The organism is Rummeliibacillus sp. NPDC094406 (genome assembly GCF_044763875.1).
Taxonomy (GTDB): Bacteria; Bacillota; Bacilli; order Bacillales_A; family Planococcaceae; genus Rummeliibacillus.
This window is the reverse complement of the sequence record NZ_JBIWGZ010000005.1, coordinates 244,439-262,468: the sequence shown is the minus strand read 5'-3', so window position 1 is coordinate 262,468 and position 18,030 is coordinate 244,439. Positions and strand designations below refer to the sequence as shown.

Genomic DNA, 18,030 nt, shown 5'->3' with positions numbered 1-18,030 from the left:
TATCGATTCACCAACTATGCTTTTTGTTCAAACAATTGAACGATTTCTATAATAACTTCAGTTGCTTTAACCATTGTTTCAGCAGAAACATATTCATACTTACCGTGCATATTTTCGCCACCAGCGAAGATATTAGGCGTTGGAAGTCCCATATATGAGAGTTGAGAACCATCTGTACCGCCACGAATTGGTAAAATTAAAGGTGTAATATCTAAGTTTTCCATTGCCTTTTGTGCAATGTCAACAATTTCTTTTACAGGTAGGATTTTTTCTGCCATGTTGTAATATTGGTCTGAAATTTCCACAGTAATTGCATTTTCACCGTATTCCGCTTTAATTGCTTTTTCAGCTTCTAGCATTAATGCTTTTTTCGCTTCGAAAGCTTCACGATCGTGGTCACGAATAATGTAAGAAAGAGACGTGTTTTCAACTTCACCATTGAAATTCATAAGGTGGATGAAACCTTCATGATTTTCTGTCAATTCTGGAACATCAGCTTTTGGTAGCATTTCTTGGAATTTAATTGCCATTGTAATGGCATTGACCATTTTTCCTTTTGCAGAACCTGGATGAACGCTAGTACCACGAGTGGTTACTTTAGCTCCTGCAGCATTAAAGCTTTCATATTGAAGTTCTCCTAGTGGACCACCGTCCATTGTGTACGCATAATTTGCATTAAAACGTTTCACATCAAATTTATGAGGTCCACGTCCAATTTCTTCATCGGGTGTAAATGCTACACGGATTTTGCCGTGTTTTACTTCAGGATGGTTAATCAAATATTCCATAGCAGTCATGATTTCTACGATTCCTGCTTTGTCATCTGCACCAAGTAAAGTAGTACCATCTGTTGTAATCAATGTTTGACCAACGTAGTTAGCTAATTCTGGTGAATTTTTTGGAGATAATACAACTTCAGCATTTAGTTGGATATCGCCGCCATCATAATTGTCATGACGTTGTGGATTCACATTTGTACCTGTGTAGTCAGTTGCTGTATCAACGTGTGCTAAAAATCCGATTGTTGGTAATTCTTTATCAGAGTTTGCAGGCAAAGTTGCAAATAAATAGCCATTTTCGTCTACTTCTATTTCTTCCATACCGATTTCTTTTAATTCAGTTTCTAATACACGTAGTAAATCCCATTGTTTTTTAGTAGAAGGTGTTGTTTCGCTTGCTTCATTAGATTGAGTATCAATTTTAGTGTATTTGACTAATCGTTCGATTACTGTTTCTTTCATTGTTTGAATCCTCCTTATATTTAAAGCATTGTCATAATTCTAACACTTTCTTTCGAGCTACGGAATATTTTAGCGTGCTCATTGCAAAGAAAAGTTGTGCACTATAGTAACTTGTCATAATAAGAATATCTGACATTGGTATATCTGTTATAAACATATTAATAGCTAAGATGGAGTCTGAGAAAATAAATGAAAAGGCACCAAGAATAATAATGGGTGAATACGTTTGCAAAGCTGACCATCCCATTGTTAAGATAACGGCAATATAAAAGCAAACCGCTATACCAAGTACATAATTACCTGTTCTAAAAATATTTCCTGCAATCCATGCGACCATCAACATACCGTAGGCCAATAAAAAAATAGCAATATAGGGATTTATCGCTTTCATTTTCACTTTGAAAAATGCGACAATGTAGCAGATATGACCGACTAAAAAGAAGGATAGACCCAGTAAAAACCAGCGAATGGTGGCATCTCCTAGCATGCAGAAGAACAGCCCTAAAAGAAGCCACTTTGAAAATGCTGGATTGTTCGAATCACGCTGTAAATAGACGAAAATAATCATCAAGATTATTGGAATAATTTTAAACGAAATTTTCAATAAAAAAGGTTGTTCAGGTATAAAGAAAATATAAAGAATGGAAAAGAAAATAACGAGTGTAATGAGATGTAGCTTTTTCATATTTACACTTCCTTTGCTAAATTTTTTAATACATTTATATCTAAATTAATTCGAATCAATCAATCATGAGCTAAATTCTATGAAACTTTCTCTGAAGTCATTCGTATCTTAAATATGAGAAAGGATGAGTAACTATGACAATGACTTTTATCATGTCAGCAATCGTTGCAATAGTAGCAACATTTCTAATTGTGCCGTTTGCAAGTAAAACGCCTGAAGGTGATTTTAAGACAAAATTTAAAATGCAATTCGGTATTGCAATGTTTATACTTGTTTTTGTTATTACCGCAATTGTCTTTTATGTAACAAAGATAGATCAAAACTGGTCTCAATTGTGGCTAGAGCTCCTTGTTATTGCTTTAATTGGTGCACTATTATCTAATGGTGTTGAAAGAAAGATTAAAGGATTCATAACTCTAGCAAGTTTAGTTTTCGGTGTTTATCTATTATCTACGCCATTTTTTAATGCAAATCAAAAATACCAATCTGCTGAGATGACAAAAAAGGTTGAAATCAAAGCTTTTGATGACACGAAAACACCTGCAAGCGTTCCACCTAAATTTGCACGAAATAAAATGAAAAAGGCATTTAGCCAAGTACCAAATACAAGTTACTACGAGTTAGGTAACCTACAAATTCAAAAAGTAAATGGTGAATATGTTTATATTGCACCAGTAGAATTCTCAGATTTCTTTAAATGGATGAAGGGGAAAGAATCACCAGGTTATTTGATGATGAGTGCTACAAATTCATCGGATAATCCAAAGTTCGTAAAATCTCCGATGGTGTATACAACTTCAGCTTATTTAAATAACAATGTTGAACGTCACATGCGATTAGCAAATACGAAAGAAATTTTCTATGGTGATGCACAATTAGAAGTAAATGATGATGGAAAACCATACTATATTCGTACTTATGGTAAGTTTATCTCTGGGCGTAATGGTTTTGACCCAAAAGGGATTGTCATGGTTGATGCGAAAACAGGTGCTTCAAAAACTTACGCATTAAAAGATGTGCCTGAATTTATCGATGGTGCAATTTCTCCAGAAGCTGTTAGCCGTCAAAATGAATATTTCGGTAAATATGTTCACGGTTATTGGAATAGTATGTTCGGTAAAAAAGACGTGAAACTTCCTTCTGATGAAGGGACAGAAGCAAATGTCAGCCCTGTATTTGATGAGAATGGCATAATGTATTACTTCACAGATTTTACAAGTCCTAAAAAGGGTGTAGATTCTATGCTGGGCTATTCATTGACGAATGCTCGTACAGGTCAAGCTACTTACTATTCAGGTAATAAAGATGAAGCTTATATGGATTCACAAGGTGCAATTCAAATTATTGAGAAAAAATTCATCGAGAAAAAATGGCAAGCTTCTATGCCAATTATTTATAATTTCTATGGTGAAGCAAGTTGGTTAGTACCAGTGCTTGATTCTAATGGTTTCTTACAAAACTATTCAATCGTTTCAGCAGCAAATCCTGAGCTTTCTGTTTCTGCTGCAACACCAAACGAAGCGTTAAGACAATATAAAACAATTATTAATCGTTCAGATAATAGTTCTTTAAATGGCAGCTCTTCAAATGAAGAAAAAGCAGCTAAAGGTAAAGTCATACGTGTCTATAAAGAGAAAAATAACGATTACACAACCATTTCCTTCTTGCTAGACAATAAAGAAAACTATATCGTCAGCTCCGAAACAGCGCCTCTTGCAGTGTACCTGAAAGAGGGGGATCAAGTTGAAGTGAAATATGTGAATTCAAACGATGTCTTCTTACCGGTTAAAGAAATTACGATTAAAGGGATTGAAGAAAAATAGGCTAGGAAATTTTTGCCGATAGCAGGGCTTATTTAATAAGTTTCTAAAAAGATATAGGCCAACAAAAACAATTTGTTTTTGTTGGCTCTTTTTCTATTTATTTACTTTGAACTCGGTTATCACTTGAAAGTACCAAGAAAAGTGGTGCTAGGGGCTCGAGTAGTGCAAGTTTGAGGCCACTGAAAAAGTGTAGTAATACAAATATTTATAGTATATATCTGCTATTAAATGAAGTGGAATTAGCTCCGCTTTCCGTGGGCGAACTGACGAGCCTCCTCGCTGCGCTGTGGGGTCTCGTCTAGCTCGTTTTCCCACAGGAGTCTCCGCTAATTCCACTTCAATGAGAATAGATATACAAGATTTTTATTATAAATTTACATCTATTTTTACTTTTTCAGTGCCCTCGCAAGTTTTGATCTGAGTAGTGCAAGTCCCTAATCGAGTGAAGCAATTCCTGATGCTGAATAGCGTTAATTCATCCCTCATCCCTAAAACCTTATAAAATTACCCAAGATCATCTCCAAGTCAGAACAAAGTATAAACGTATCCACAAACTAAGACAGCATACATTTTTTCCTTATTTCCAAGTAAAACCTTTGTTGGCTAAGAACTCTTTGATAAATGGGCGGCGTTGTTCGATTAGGAAGTCAGCCATTTGTTTCGTCCAATTAGCCGTTTTATTGTTTGATGAACGACTTGCATAATATTCTTCCAATGTCGCATCGTATTCATCTAATAGCTGATCGTATTTTTCTATATCGTAGCTATTTTCGTGAAGTACAGCATCTAAAGGAAGACGTGGTTTTGTTTCGTTTCGTTTTGTTGGGGTACCGATTGTCATTGCAAATAATGGGAAGACGTAATCTGGTAAATTGAATAATTTACTAATTTCTTCTGGATTATTTCGAGCACCACCGATATAGCAAATACCATAGCCTTCTGCTTCAGCGGCAATAACAAAGTTTTGTGCAAATAGGGCAACATCAGCAACACCTGCTAAGACGTTTTCTGCTGAATCAGCAACAATTTCTACACCTTGTTTTTTACCTGCCACTTGTAGTCGTTTGAAATCTACGCAGAATAGAAATGCTGCGCCTGCAGTTTGGAATTGGAAAGCATTATTTGAAAGCTCACCAAGTTTTTGTTGTTTTTCTTCATCTGTAACCCAAATGACACTATATGCTTGAATGAAGTGAGATGTTGCTGCCATTTGTGCCGTTTCGATTAAATCTCGCACGGTCTCTTTTGGGATTTTTTCACCTGTATATTTTCTAACAGATGTATGACTACGTAAAAGTTCTTTAACCATAATGTCAGGCTCCTTTTCAATTAGGTATCAATTTCACTATACGGGATTTTATTGAAAGTGACTACTAAAAAATACTGCTAGGAATTGTTGATATAAAGTGAGGAAATTTAGTTAGAAAAGAGAATATATTGTACCCATTACTGGAATCTAAATAGTAATACAGATATTTTCTCCCGTTAAAATGTTTAAAGATTCAGAAAAAACATTGACATTTATTCTAGGAATCTTCTATACTTACGTCAACAAGATGGAACAGAATCAAATAACCTTTATCAAGAGCGGCGGAGGGATAGGCCCTGCGATGCCCAGCAACCAGTAAGTATACACACTTGCTACGGTGCTAATTCCTACAGATTCTAATCGGATCTGAAAGATAAGGGGAGGATAATGCTAATTAAGCCCTCTTCTTACGTGAAGAAGGGTTTTTCTTTATATAAAAAACCCTTTTACACACCTCCGTTTTCCATCTAACCATTTAACTTTTAGGAGGAATTAAAATGACAGAATTACGTAAAGAGACTTTAGCAGTACGTGGTGGTCAAACACCAGATCCAACAACAGGGGCAATTACAGTACCTGTATATCGCACAACAGCATATAAATTTAATGATTCTGAACATGCACGAAAATTATTTGCACTTGAAGAACCAGGAAATATTTATTCTCGTATTATGAACCCAACAGTAGATGTTTTCGAAAAGCGTATTGCATTACTTGAAGGTGGGACAGCAGCAGTTGCTTTATCTTCAGGGATGGCAGCTATTGCATTTTCGATATTGAACATTGCACGTACAGGTGACCATATTGTTTCAGCAGCTAGTATTTATGGTGGAACATACAATCTTTTTGCGAATACATTGCCTCGTTATGGTATTACAACAACATTTGTTGATGAAACAAATCCAAATGAATTTGAAGAAGCTATTCAAGAAAATACAAAAGCTATTTATGCTGAAACAATTGGCAATCCAAGTCTTTCAATTGTTGATATTGAAGCATTGGCAGAAATTGCACACAAACATGAAATTCCATTAATCATTGATAATACATTTGCTTCACCAGTTGGATGCAACCCAATTGAATTCGGTGCAGATATCGTCGTACATTCTGCAACAAAATGGATTGGAGGTCACGGTACAACAATTGCTGGAGTAGTTGTTGATGCTGGGAAATTTGACTGGACTCGTGGTAAATTCCCTGATTATACAGAACCAGATGCATCTTATCACGGATTACGTTATGGCATTGATACTGCAGATGCAGCATTTGCAACTCGTTTACGTGTCCAATTATTACGTGACTTCGGTCCAACGCTTAGTGCGGATGCAGCATTCCAATTACTACAAGGTCTAGAAACGTTGCACTTACGTGTTCCATATCATAACGAAAATGCACGAAAAGTAGCAGAATATCTTCAAGGAAATGACCAAGTTGATTGGGTGCATTACAATGGATTTGAAAATAGCGAATTTGCTCTCCTTGCAAATAAATACTTAAAAAATGGTTACGGTTCAGTACTAACATTCGGTATCAAAGGTGGTCGTGATGCTGGACGTCAGTTGATCGATAATATTGAACTATTTTGCCATGTAGCAAATGTAGGGGATGCTCGTTCATTAATCATCCACCCAGCATCTACTACACACCAACAATTAAATGTAGAAGAGCTAAAAAAATCTGGAGTTCCAGAAGAACTGGTACGTCTTTCAATTGGCTTAGAAGCAGCAGAAGATATTATTGATGCATTAGAAACAGCATTTGCAAAAGTAAACGCATCTGCAGCTATTAAATAAGGTAGTTTTCAGATAAAAAAATAGAGAGGAGTGACGCATGTATAGCGCTCACTCTTTTCTTTTCTAGATGTAACAGATTTTTTTTGTATTTTTGGAAATTTAAAGATTCCATCAAATCAACGATGTAAGCGATTTTCATGACCTCCCTAAAAAAACAATTGTCCTTCTCAGAAAGATTTTCCTTGTAATCTGTCTGTAGGTAGTCTAAAATCATCAATAAGTTCAATAATTTAGAATTTTAAAAGGTGAGCAGGATTACCTGCATATGTCATGAAAAAAGTACATGAATGCGTAAAAGTAAATTGAGATTACGCAATTCTGAATATAGGAAAGAAAAAATTTTGGAGGGCGAGAATATGACAACAGTGAAGGTAGCAATTCTAGGCTTTGGCACAGTTGGCCAAGGCATTTATCGTATTGTCAATGAAAAGCGAAAGCATTTTAAGAGCACTTTAGGTGTAGATATTGAAATCGCTAAAATTCTTGTAAGTAATGTGAATAAGCCACGTCCACATGCGCCAAAAGAATTACTAACAGACAAGTTCGAAGATATTTTAGCAATTCCAAACTTAGAAGTTGTTTTTGAAGCGATTGTCGGGGAAGAACCTGCATTCAAATACTTATCACAAGCGATTGAAAAGGGCATCAACATTATTACAGCCAACAAAGTGATGTTCGCAAAACACGGTTTAGCATTACAAGAAAAAGCGCAGGAATATGGCGTACAGGTTGGATACGAAGCTACAGTAGCTGGTGGGGTACCGGTAATAAAAACAATGCAAAACATCTTACGTGTAAATGAAGTAAGCCATATTCAAGGAATCTTAAACGGTACTTCAAACTATATCCTAACTCAAATGCGTAGCGAAGCTATGCCATTTGATGAGGCGTTACAAGATGCACAACGTTTAGGCTATGCTGAAGCTGATCCTTATAATGATATCTCTGGCCAAGACCCATTCCGCAAGCTAATGATTTTAAGTGCCTTGGCATTTGGAGAACAACCAAATTGGGATGAAGTAGATGTGGTGGGTATCACTGAAATCACAGCTGAGCAAGTGGAAGATGCGAAAGCAAAAGGTTTACGCTATCGACATGTAGCCGATGTTCGCCGTGATGAAGCGACTGGTAAAATCTTAGCTACAGTTGGTCCACAATTAATTGGCTCAGAACATCCATTGTATTCGATTGAAGGTGTAAACAACGCTGTAGCATTAGATACGAATTACATCGGTACACTTACATTAGTTGGTCCAGGAGCAGGCATGTTCCCAACTGCAAGTGTAATGGTGGAAGACTATGCAGATATGCTAGTAAAAGCACCTGTAACAGTATCAATTTAATGCTTCCATCGCTTGTTTTATAGGTTTTAAAATAAAGAAAGCGAGTGTTTATAGCTTTTCGAAAAACATAAGTGAAATGAGCTTGTAAACTACTTAATAGTTGAAAAGTATACTTATAAATAAAAGAATGGGGCTACTATAAATAACATTGGTTACTTATAGAAGCCCCATATTTGTATTAGTCTTCATCTTTAATATCAATATCTTCAGGAATGGGTGTGTTTTTCCATATTTCAATTTCTTCTTTTATTCTTTCAAGCTGCTCGTGGTATCGATCGAATTGATCGCTACTAATTAAAAATTGTTCACCGTCATGAACGGCACGAATGCGGCCTTCTAAAACATAACGCATCACTTGATGTTCAGGCATAGAAATCTCCTTTGCTGTATCTGCAACGGTTTTGTACATAGCGTAAGGCCCCCTTTTTGCCTCATTATAATAGAAGAAAAGACTATCCTCAACTTTCAGAATTTATGATATATTTTAATGAAAATAAATAAATATTTTACAAAAAAGGGGAATCCGCTTTTACAAGCGGAATAAACGAGGGAGGAGAATGATGAATCTTTTGCCATATGTGCTCGTGTTGTTAGCAGCTATTCTATGGGGAACAGTTGGTACAACACAGACCTTTTTAACAGATGGTATACAACCTTTAACTGTGGCTGCAATGCGTTCGGGAATTGGAGGAGGTATATTGCTGATTATTGCAATAGCGATGAAGAAAATCCAATTTCGCCATTGGCCTTGGAAATATACATTTTATGCAGCACTTTCTATGGCACTTTTTCAGCCGTTATTTTTTACATCTGTTCGTTTGACAGGGGTGGCAATCGGCACAGTAGTAACCATTGGTAGCTCTCCAGTATTTGCTGGGCTCATTGAATGGCTCTACTTTAAAAACAAACCAACTCGTACATGGGGAATTGCAACCGTATTAGCAATTTTCGGTTGTATACTTCTTTTTGTGAATAAAGGACAAGCAACTGTGAATCCACTGGGCATTAGTTTAGCTTTGTGTGCAGGAATCGCATTTGCGACTTATACACATGTGAGTAAATCGTTAATGGACAAAGAATCGGCTTTACCTGCAGTAGCAATGACATTCTCAATGTGTGGATTATTATTACTACCAATCGCCTTCATTTTAGGGGTATATTGGGTCACTCAGAGTGCAAATTGGCCACCGCTATTGTTTATGTGTATTTTTGGAACAAGTATAGCGTATGTTTTATTCCAAACAGGATTACAAAAAATTCTCTCATCATCTGCTGTAACATTATCTCTAGCTGAGCCGTTAACTGCGGCATTGCTAGGTGTTTTCTTAGTAGGTGAATATTTGAGCGTTGCATCCTGGATTGGTGTAGCGATGTTACTGGGTGGAATAATTGTGATTACATTTGGAGGACGAACGAAAAGTATTCCACAAATAGAGGTCAGCGTTGAATAACTTTGTGGATAAACTGTTTTAGGAGTCAATGTTGGCTTTTAAAACAGTTTTTTTGTGGATAACTTTCTGAAAAGATTTGTGTATTCCTGTAAAATATGAATATTGATATAAAAATCTTAAGAATTTCTTCATTTTTATCATTACTTCTTTTTAAGATTTGGTCTGTAAAATGATGACTATAAGAAAACAAGGAAATGAGGTGTGACAAATGGCGCCATATACCATTTTAGTAACAGATGATGACCAAGATATTCGAGATGGCATTGAAATTTATTTGAAAAACGAAGGCTACAACGTCTTAAAAGCAGCAAATGGTGTGGAAGCTCTCGAACAATTATTGGAGCATGAAATACATTTAATCATTTTAGATATTATGATGCCAGAATTAGATGGGATTCAAACGACGTTTAAAATTCGAGAAGAACGTAATATCCCAATTATTATGCTTAGCGCCAAAGTAGAGGATTCAGATAAAATTCATGGTTTATCGGTTGGGGCAGATGACTATGTAACAAAGCCATTTCATCCTTTAGAATTAATGGCTCGGGTGAAATCACAATTACGCCGATATGTGAAACTTGGAACCTACAATGAACAACAAGGGAAGGTAACAGTAGGTGGACTGTCACTAGATACAGATGCAAAAGAACTATTGCTAGACGGCGAGCCAATTAAGCTAACAAAAATCGAATATAACATTACAGAACTTTTACTCACAAATGTAGGACGAGTTTTCTCTATTTCAGAAATTTACGAACGTGTATGGAATGAACCTGCCTACAATGCCGACAATATTGTTGCAGTACATATACGAAAAATTAGAGAAAAAATCGAAGTGGATCCAAAGAATCCAAGATACTTAAAGGTGGTGTGGGGTATTGGCTACAAAATTGAAAAAACATAGTCCATTCATATGGTCAATGGTCGCACTAATTATTGCCACAAGTAGTTTACTTTACTGTTTAACCTTTATTTTTCAGTTAATGGATTTTAGTTTTGCTAGGAAATTTGCACAGCTTACACGTGTGATTGGGGGAGTGTAATATGAAAAAATCTAAAAACACTGTTTTACTTTCCTTGATCTGTATGATATTAATCGGAGCATTTACCCTTCTAGAGTACGGGAACCAATATTTAGCAAAAAACTTTTTTGAGTCAGATACTTTTCAATCAGAGTATCAAAATTTCACTGATCAATTAGGTTCATTTGTATTAAATCCATTAAATGCTACCTTAGCAAAAAAGAAATTAAAGGTAACAGATCAAGAAATAGATGATTACAGAAATTATTATGGGAGTTTAAGTGAGCAAATTACGAATATCAATGACCAGTATAAAGATAAAGTTGATGAAGCAAGAAGCTCAAAAGCAACTTCCGTTGAGAAAGCCCTAACCACAGAACGAGACAAAAAGATTAAAGATATTACAAAGAACTTTGAAGATAATAATTATGTTAGCGAAAAGATTTTCAAGATTAAAGAAAGAGAAATCGATAAGTATGTAAGTGATTTAGAAAATCGTAAGAAGGATTTTTTAAATAGCTATGATTACTTTGCGTATAAATTAACTGATTTAACAACAGGCACAACATTCACAGCAGGAAACTTTAATGATACAGCCGTTTATACTCACGAATATGATAGGCAAAGCACTTTCAATTCTTCTACTCTTAATGAAACTTCTGTGAGTGATATGACAACTACAGATAATGGAATTTCATTTAATATATCAGATAATATTCAAAATACAACTCATCAATATGAAGGTGAAATTCAAATATCCAAAACAGCATTCCAAAATTCAGTTTTTTATCAAGAATATAAGGACTTTAAATTTCACCAAAGATTACTAGTAATCTTTTGGATCTTAAGTTTAGTGTCTCTTATAGTATTATTTTTCAATAGACCATTTAAATTTGAAGTGAACAAGGAAAATTCTTTACTACGCACTATTCGTAAATGGCCAATTGATGCACGAGCATTTTGCTTATTCATCACTGGATATGGTGTCATTATTGACTTAATGGTGTTGTCAGATCATCTTGCTCACTCTAACTTTATTTATAATATGTTTTCTTTTATTGCAGTACTTGTAGTAGCTATTCCTATTCTTTACCTTTTAGTATGGTTAGCGGTGGCACAATTACTTCTAATGATAGAAGATATGAATACGGAAGAAAAACGGTTAAGAGCTTATAAAAAATCCCTAAGTCTACATGTTGCTCAGGATTTAGGAAATCTATTTTTAAACATGAGCGTTGGATTACAATCTGTTGCACTTTTAGTTATTGTCTTTTTAGCAGGAGTTGGGATTGTCGGGGCAATGACCGCATATGAATTGGTGCCGGTCTATATCGTGTTATTCTTTACAATTGCTTTACCTGCAACGATTATTTTCTTACGTCGTATGAGCTATTTAAATAAAATCATGAAGCAAACAGAGGATATGGCAGAAGGACGATTAAACAGCGAGATTAAAGTTCGAGGTAAATCCGTTTTTGCTAAACATGCTACTAATTTAAATCGTTTACGCGAAGGGGTGAGTACTTCTTTAACAGAGCAGGCGAAAAGTGAGCGGCTAAAAACAGAGTTAATCACAAATGTAAGCCATGATTTAAGAACACCACTTACTTCAATTATTACGTATACTGATTTATTGAAAAATCCCGATTTAACCGAGGATGAACGAAATAGCTATATAGCAATCTTAGATAAAAAATCTCAGCGATTAAAAACGCTAATTGAGGATTTGTTTGAAGTTTCAAAAATGGCTTCCGGAAATATAGAATTACAAAAGCAAAAAGTGAATTTAAACCAGCTGTTGCAACAAGCCCTTGGAGAACATGAAGAAGACATGGAAAAAGCTGCAATGGATTTCCGTATTCATATAACAGACGAACCACTAATGGCATATGTTGATGGACAAAAATGGTGGCGTGTGTTGGATAATCTCATTATTAATGCTTTGAAATACACTTTAGAAGGTACGCGAGTTTATATTTCATTGGATAAAGTAGAGCAACAAGCACAGTTTGTGATTAAAAACATCACGAAATATGAGCTAGGAGACCAAAATGTAGAGGAGTTATATGAACGCTTTAAACGTGCAGATACATCACGCCATACAGACGGGTCTGGACTTGGTTTAGCCATTTCACAATCTATTGTAGATTTACATGAAGGTAAAATGGATATTACTGTAGATGGAGATTTATTCAAAGTAACTGTCAATGTTCCTATCGTTTAAAATAAAAAAATAGCTATACCGGGATTTCGGTATAGCTATTTTTTTTCAGTATATTAAGATAAATCTTCCCAGACTTTAATATTATGCATTGCATACATTGCCTCGGTTGCTCTCTGGAAATAGTGTGATGCTTTTTTATATTCATTTTGTTCACATAATAAATTGCCAAGTAAAGTAGTATATTTATAAACATTTTTGTAATCTTGTGTTTGTTGAAAAAAATTTATAGCGCTAGCAATAAAACTCTCGTCAAAATCACTTAGGTGATGAATTATTTTATAAATATTAAAATGATAAACAAATTCTTTTGCCGTTTCTTCAATACGGTGATCATCTATCAGCTGTAATCCTTTTTTGCACCATGTCTCTACGCTTGTCGCATTATTTAACTTTGAATATTCTTTGACCATAGAATGGATCGTAATAAGAATACGTATAGGCTCCTTTTTGACAGCTAAACTTTTTCTGTAATATGAAATAGCTCCTCTGGAATCTCCTTCTAAAGCATAAATGTATCCTAAATTTTGGAATATAATACCGTAATTTTCTTCTAAATTGTATTTATTGCACACATTATAGCAATTGTCGAAGATTTCGAGTGCACAATTATAATGACCATTTTGTATATGAGATAGGCCTAATCTTATATAACAGTTGACCATTTGTTGATGATAATCTAATTCTGTATAGAGTTTCATTGCTTGTTGTGCATACTCAATCGCATTTAATGTTCGGTATAGTTTATGATATACCGAGCTTAACATGAAATAATACTCTGCTCTTTCCCATTTAGTAAGCTGAATATTTGGCATTAATATCCCAGCTTTTTCGAGAAAAGATAATCCTGTTTTGTATTTATTAGAACGCAAACAATACAAATAACAATTAGTGTAATAGAAGAATTTTTGGTGATCATTTAAATTCTCTTCCATAGTAGTCAACGCATTTAGAAGGGTAGTGATTTTATCTAAAGGTTCATCCGTCATTAGGAACAACCGGAGTAGTCTTATGTTAAATGTATAGAAATTTTCTACATTACTAAACTCTAGATTCATCGATTTATAATATTCTATTGTTTCTTTCGTTAGGGATGGATCATTTTTTAGAAGAACTTTTTTAATGACTTTATAGCTATCTTCCATAAACTGATCTTCATCTACGTCTATGTAATGGTCTAAATTAATACTTAGTCGTTTAAGAAGTGCATTTTTTACTTCATCTAGTGGAATTTGTTTGCCACTTTCAATTTTACTTAGATAAGAAGTAGAACAAATATCTTGGGCTAATGCTTTTTGAGTTATATGTTGTTTAATGCGTTCGGATTTTATAATATTCCCAATATTTTGCATAATAATCCTTTCAACTTTTGTACTATTTTTAGAATTATTGCATGATTTTAAAGGAATTTAAATCGGTAGAAAGGTGCATTTTCCGCAAACTATTTACAAATTTGCGAAATTTTTATTATAAAAAGGAAATAATTTGGAAAAAACCACTCATTTTGAGTGGCTCCATACTATTTAATTGGAACGAGTTGATGATTAAATGCATAAACGACTGCTTGTGTACGATCTTGTACTTCTAATTTGGAGAGAATATTACTTACATGTGTTTTGACAGTTTTTAAAGCGATAAATAGTTCGTCCGCAATGTCTTGATTGGTTTTTCCTTGAGCCATTAGTAAAAGGACTTCATGTTCACGTTCTGTTAAATCTTCATGAAGTGGTCTATCCTTGTGGCGCATCCGCTGCATCATTTTATTTGTTACTTCTGGTTCTAAAATAGGTTGACCATCACAGGTACTACGAATAGCTTCAGCAATTTGCTTAGCATTCGTTGTTTTTAGTAGATAGCTGATTGCTCCAGCTTCTAAAGCAGGATATACTTTGTCATCCTCTAAAAAACTTGTAACAATCATTATTTTAGCTTCTGGCCATTGTTTGATAATCGCTGCTGTTGCTTCAGCTCCGGTCATAATTGGCATAACCATGTCCATTAAAATGATATCAGGGCGATGTTCTAGTGCTAGGTCGACAGCTTCCCTACCATTTGTTGCTTCTGCAACAACCTCCATATCAGATTGTGCCTGTAAGTAGGCCGAAACGCCAATACGCACCATTTCATGATCATCAGCTAATAGAATCCGAATCATTCTTTAACATCTCCTTTTCTACTGGAATTTGTATTTCAACAACTGTACCTTGTGATGGGACAGATACGATTTTACATGTTCCGCCTATTTCGACTGCACGTTCTTCTATATTGTATAAACCATAGGAACCTGCTTTTTCATCAACTGTTTTAAATCCAACACCATTATCTTGTACCCGGAAAATGACGCGTTTATTTCGTTCAACTAGTAGTAATTCTAGTTCAGTTGCTTTTGCGTGTCTTAATGTATTGGATAATGTTTCTTGAGCGATTCTGAATAAATGATCCTCAGCACCTTTTGACAGGTGTACATCTTCTAAGCGATATTTAATTTTAAAGGATACCTTTTGCTGTAATTCAATTAATAGATCTTCCAGACCTTGTGTCAATGATTTATTTTTTAATGCGACGGGGCGAAGGTGAAGTAAAAGGGCTCGCATCTCCAGCTGTGCTTGTTGAACGATTTGTTCCGTTTGTAGGAGCGTATTCTTCGTATGATTAGGTAAATCCTCAGCTGCTGTTTCGTTAACTGTTGAAAGCAACATAGAAGCAGCGAATAGTTGTTGTGAGACAGAATCATGAAGTTCTCTTGCTAGACGTTGCCTTTCCTGAATGATACGTTCTTGAATGATTTGGTCTTGATTGACCGCTTTATCATTCGTTAGTTTTTGCAGACTTTTGCGTTGAGTACTGATTAATTCTTTTGTGTCATTTAATGATTTTTGTAAACTAGTATTTACATCAAATGTTTCATGTGGAATATTGTCATTTTTTAAGACATTTTGTAAAGCTTGCTCGAATTGACGCTCTTTTTGCTGTACTAATAGCAAACTCCAAGAAGAGATACAAATGCTGAAAATGAAAAGTAAGATAATGAATAAAATGACGATTGGTAAATTCCAATAATTGGTCGTCCATAGAATTTCCCAATTGGCTAAGTTTGAACCATATAGAATAAAGAAAATCGTAGTTAGAATGATCATTTCAAAGAAGAAAAAGCTAATCGCTCGAGTCAAAAATTTGGTCATTGGCGAATCACCTCAACATCTCCCAAAAATGTTGAAACGGTAATAATTAGTTCGGAACTTCCTTCTTCAATATATTCATAACCATCACGAAGTGTAAGGGTATCGTGCCAAATGCGTGGGAAAGTCGTTCCAAAACATTTTGCATCACCAACAAAAGTATTGTAATGAAGACGAACAGGTACTTCGTAAGGGACAATAATCCGAACTTTTCCAAATCCTTGGCGAATGGAAATAAGCGAAGTTCCCTTTGGTAATACGGTTTGGGTAGTATCAATATGCAAATCACCTACAAGACTTTGAATATGCACATCTTGCCACTCATAAGATTGTAATGGCGTACTTTGAAATGAAAAAAAATGGTTTTTAATCGGGTGACCAACTGTTTTTTGAGATACGGGCTTTGCAAATGAAATCTGAATCGGATCACCTTTTTTCATTTGCCATAACACATAAATTAAAGTAGTTACCACGATAATTCGTAAACTCCACATGGACATGAGTGTAATCGCTACACAAAATACGCCGACCCAAAAAAGCCATTTCCGTCTTTTACGTATGCTTATATATATGAAAAAAGCACCCATAATCGCAAACATGAAACTGCCATTATCAAAGAATGTAGATTCTATAAAAATAAGCAAAAAAGCAGAAATCACAAGCGTTGTCAGTTTGTTTGTTGAAAAATGAGTCATTGGTGGCCTCCTTCTAAAAAATAGGCTTTGTTTTACTAAATTATGGATATATTAATTTTTCGCTGTGGGTCTCGTCTGGTTTGTTTTCCCATAGTAGTCGTCTCTTTTCGCTCAATTAAAATTAAACTCCATAACAAAGCCAAACAATAAATGCGAAAAAGAGAAGGACATCCTTCTCTTTTTTAGTATAACGATAGTCCTGTGGAAGTCTAGCTATTGTAGTAATTCTGTCTTCTCTTTTTTTGTTGCTTGTTTTTCAAGTAGTGCTAGACGTTCTTCCATAGAAGTTACCTCATGCTCACGGTCGATTTTTTGACCAAGACGTTCAATATAGTTTTCCATTTCATCAAATGAATTAAGTCTTTTATTACTATTGCTAGTAGACTCGGGATTTAGGATGTGATCCATTTGGTTATGTGCACGAACTACATTTTCTTTTCCCATCAGTTGCAATTGACGGACTTTCATATCTTTAATCTTGTGTTTCATTTCTTCATATTTACGTTCAAGACCAAATAGTTCTTCAGTAGTTTTATCGATACTATCTCTTAAAACAATACTGCGTTGTGTATATGTTTGAATTTCTTGTTCTGCAAAACTAATTAAATCTTGTTCACCACTTAATTTTGCAAGTTCTAATTGTTTTGAACGTTTGTCATGCATTTCCATTGTTTCTTCAAGTTCTTTTTCAAGCTTTTGTTTCAGTTGGCCTTGTCTTTCTAACCATTTACCTGTTTCTTCTGTTTGTTTTTCTGCTTCGCGGACATATTGATTTAACATCGCTATTGGATTTTTTTCTTCTTTCTTATCGAACAAATGATGAAGATCTGCCTCTATAGTATATTTTAATCGTTGTAATAAGTTGACCATGGTTGATACCCCCTGTTATTTTGTTAGTTCATTCCATTGATTTTCAAAATTTGTGAATGGGTCATCCTTTTTTGGAGCAAAGAAAGAGTTGCTATAATCTTCTGAGCCATTCCATTTACGGACGATGAACCATAAAATCGCAATTGCAGCTAAGCCGATAAAACCTGGAATATTTGCAGTAGATGTTAATAATCCAGTAATGGCAACAAATGCCCAAACAACTTTTGAAAAAGTAGAATTACTTTTCAAATAGTAGTGAATACCTGCAAATAAAATTGCTGCTGAAATAGCTAAACCTAATAAAGCTCCTAAAGAACTTAAAATCGTAATGGCAGCGATTACGCCGATGATTAATAAACCAAATTTCTTCATTGGTTATTTCCTCCCTTCGTTTGTAC

Annotated in this window: 16 protein-coding genes and 1 riboswitch; of the genes, 6 read left to right on the top strand and 10 right to left on the bottom strand. The window is 34.9% G+C overall.

Annotated elements, in window-relative coordinates:
* Window positions 1–14: 14 nt before the first annotated feature.
* Together pepT and ACIQ4I_RS14995 are read right to left on the bottom strand one after the other, a co-directional pair.
* Complete coding sequence (gene pepT / locus ACIQ4I_RS15000; protein WP_403097335.1) at window positions 15–1,241, bottom strand: peptidase T; 1,227 nt, start codon at window positions 1,239–1,241, stop codon at window positions 15–17.
* A 31-nt stretch (window positions 1,242–1,272) separates the two neighbouring features.
* A complete protein-coding gene (locus ACIQ4I_RS14995) occupies window positions 1,273–1,926 on the bottom strand; it encodes a lysoplasmalogenase (RefSeq protein ID WP_403097333.1) in 654 nt (217 codons plus the stop codon).
* A 134-nt stretch (window positions 1,927–2,060) separates the two neighbouring features.
* Between ACIQ4I_RS14995 and ACIQ4I_RS14990 the strand changes: the two genes are divergently transcribed.
* Entirely contained in the window at window positions 2,061–3,749 is a 1,689-nt protein-coding gene (locus tag ACIQ4I_RS14990; RefSeq protein ID WP_403097331.1) for a hypothetical protein, read from the top strand.
* A gap of 577 nt (window positions 3,750–4,326) precedes the next feature.
* On the opposite strand, the gene nfsA is transcribed toward ACIQ4I_RS14990, so the two are convergent.
* Window positions 4,327–5,058 carry an oxygen-insensitive NADPH nitroreductase gene (gene nfsA, locus ACIQ4I_RS14985; protein WP_403097328.1) on the bottom strand — a complete coding sequence of 244 codons (732 nt, stop codon included), beginning with the start codon at window positions 5,056–5,058 and terminating at the stop codon, window positions 4,327–4,329.
* A 266-nt stretch (window positions 5,059–5,324) separates the two neighbouring features.
* Window positions 5,325–5,438, top strand: a riboswitch (SAM riboswitch).
* A 117-nt stretch (window positions 5,439–5,555) separates the two neighbouring features.
* Between nfsA and ACIQ4I_RS14980 the strand changes: the two genes are divergently transcribed.
* Entirely contained in the window at window positions 5,556–6,851 is a 1,296-nt protein-coding gene (locus tag ACIQ4I_RS14980; protein ID WP_403097326.1) for an O-acetylhomoserine aminocarboxypropyltransferase/cysteine synthase family protein, read from the top strand.
* A gap of 356 nt (window positions 6,852–7,207) precedes the next feature.
* Complete coding sequence (locus ACIQ4I_RS14975) at window positions 7,208–8,194, top strand: homoserine dehydrogenase (RefSeq protein WP_403097323.1); 987 nt, start codon at window positions 7,208–7,210, stop codon at window positions 8,192–8,194.
* Window positions 8,195–8,372: 178 nt separating this feature from the next.
* Here ACIQ4I_RS14975 and ACIQ4I_RS14970 read toward each other — a convergent pair whose 3' ends face one another.
* Window positions 8,373–8,603 (bottom strand): MerR family transcriptional regulator, encoded by a 231-nt coding sequence (locus ACIQ4I_RS14970; RefSeq protein WP_403097321.1) that lies wholly within the window; start codon window positions 8,601–8,603, stop codon window positions 8,373–8,375.
* Between the two features lie 151 nt (window positions 8,604–8,754).
* On the opposite strand from ACIQ4I_RS14970, the gene ACIQ4I_RS14965 reads away from it, so the two are divergent.
* The 3 genes from ACIQ4I_RS14965 (at window position 8,755) to ACIQ4I_RS14955 (ending at window position 12,891) form a co-directional block, all read left to right on the top strand.
* On the top strand, window positions 8,755–9,645 hold the full coding sequence (locus ACIQ4I_RS14965) for a DMT family transporter (RefSeq protein WP_403097318.1): 891 nt from the start codon (window positions 8,755–8,757) through the stop codon (window positions 9,643–9,645).
* Window positions 9,646–9,853: 208 nt separating this feature from the next.
* Window positions 9,854–10,549 (top strand): response regulator transcription factor, encoded by a 696-nt coding sequence (locus ACIQ4I_RS14960; protein ID WP_403097317.1) that lies wholly within the window; start codon window positions 9,854–9,856, stop codon window positions 10,547–10,549.
* A gap of 140 nt (window positions 10,550–10,689) precedes the next feature.
* Complete coding sequence (locus ACIQ4I_RS14955) at window positions 10,690–12,891, top strand: sensor histidine kinase (RefSeq protein WP_403097315.1); 2,202 nt, start codon at window positions 10,690–10,692, stop codon at window positions 12,889–12,891.
* Between the two features lie 53 nt (window positions 12,892–12,944).
* On the opposite strand, the gene ACIQ4I_RS14950 is transcribed toward ACIQ4I_RS14955, so the two are convergent.
* The 6 genes from ACIQ4I_RS14950 to ACIQ4I_RS14925 form a co-directional block, all read right to left on the bottom strand.
* Window positions 12,945–14,240 (bottom strand): helix-turn-helix domain-containing protein, encoded by a 1,296-nt coding sequence (locus ACIQ4I_RS14950; protein WP_403097312.1) that lies wholly within the window; start codon window positions 14,238–14,240, stop codon window positions 12,945–12,947.
* Between the two features lie 167 nt (window positions 14,241–14,407).
* A complete protein-coding gene (locus ACIQ4I_RS14945; RefSeq protein ID WP_403097310.1) occupies window positions 14,408–15,043 on the bottom strand; it encodes a response regulator in 636 nt (211 codons plus the stop codon).
* Window positions 15,021–16,070 (bottom strand): sensor histidine kinase, encoded by a 1,050-nt coding sequence (locus ACIQ4I_RS14940; protein ID WP_403097307.1) that lies wholly within the window; start codon window positions 16,068–16,070, stop codon window positions 15,021–15,023. Before ACIQ4I_RS14940 ends, ACIQ4I_RS14945 begins: the two co-directional genes overlap by 23 nt.
* Window positions 16,067–16,762, bottom strand: coding sequence for a cell wall-active antibiotics response protein LiaF (gene liaF, locus ACIQ4I_RS14935; RefSeq protein ID WP_403097304.1), 696 nt, complete (start codon window positions 16,760–16,762; stop codon window positions 16,067–16,069). Before liaF ends, ACIQ4I_RS14940 begins: the two co-directional genes overlap by 4 nt.
* A 213-nt stretch (window positions 16,763–16,975) precedes the next feature.
* Entirely contained in the window at window positions 16,976–17,632 is a 657-nt protein-coding gene (locus ACIQ4I_RS14930; protein ID WP_403097302.1) for a PspA/IM30 family protein, read from the bottom strand.
* Window positions 17,633–17,647: 15 nt separating this feature from the next.
* Complete coding sequence (locus ACIQ4I_RS14925) at window positions 17,648–18,004, bottom strand: lmo0954 family membrane protein (RefSeq protein ID WP_403097300.1); 357 nt, start codon at window positions 18,002–18,004, stop codon at window positions 17,648–17,650.
* Window positions 18,005–18,030: the final 26 nt, after the last annotated feature.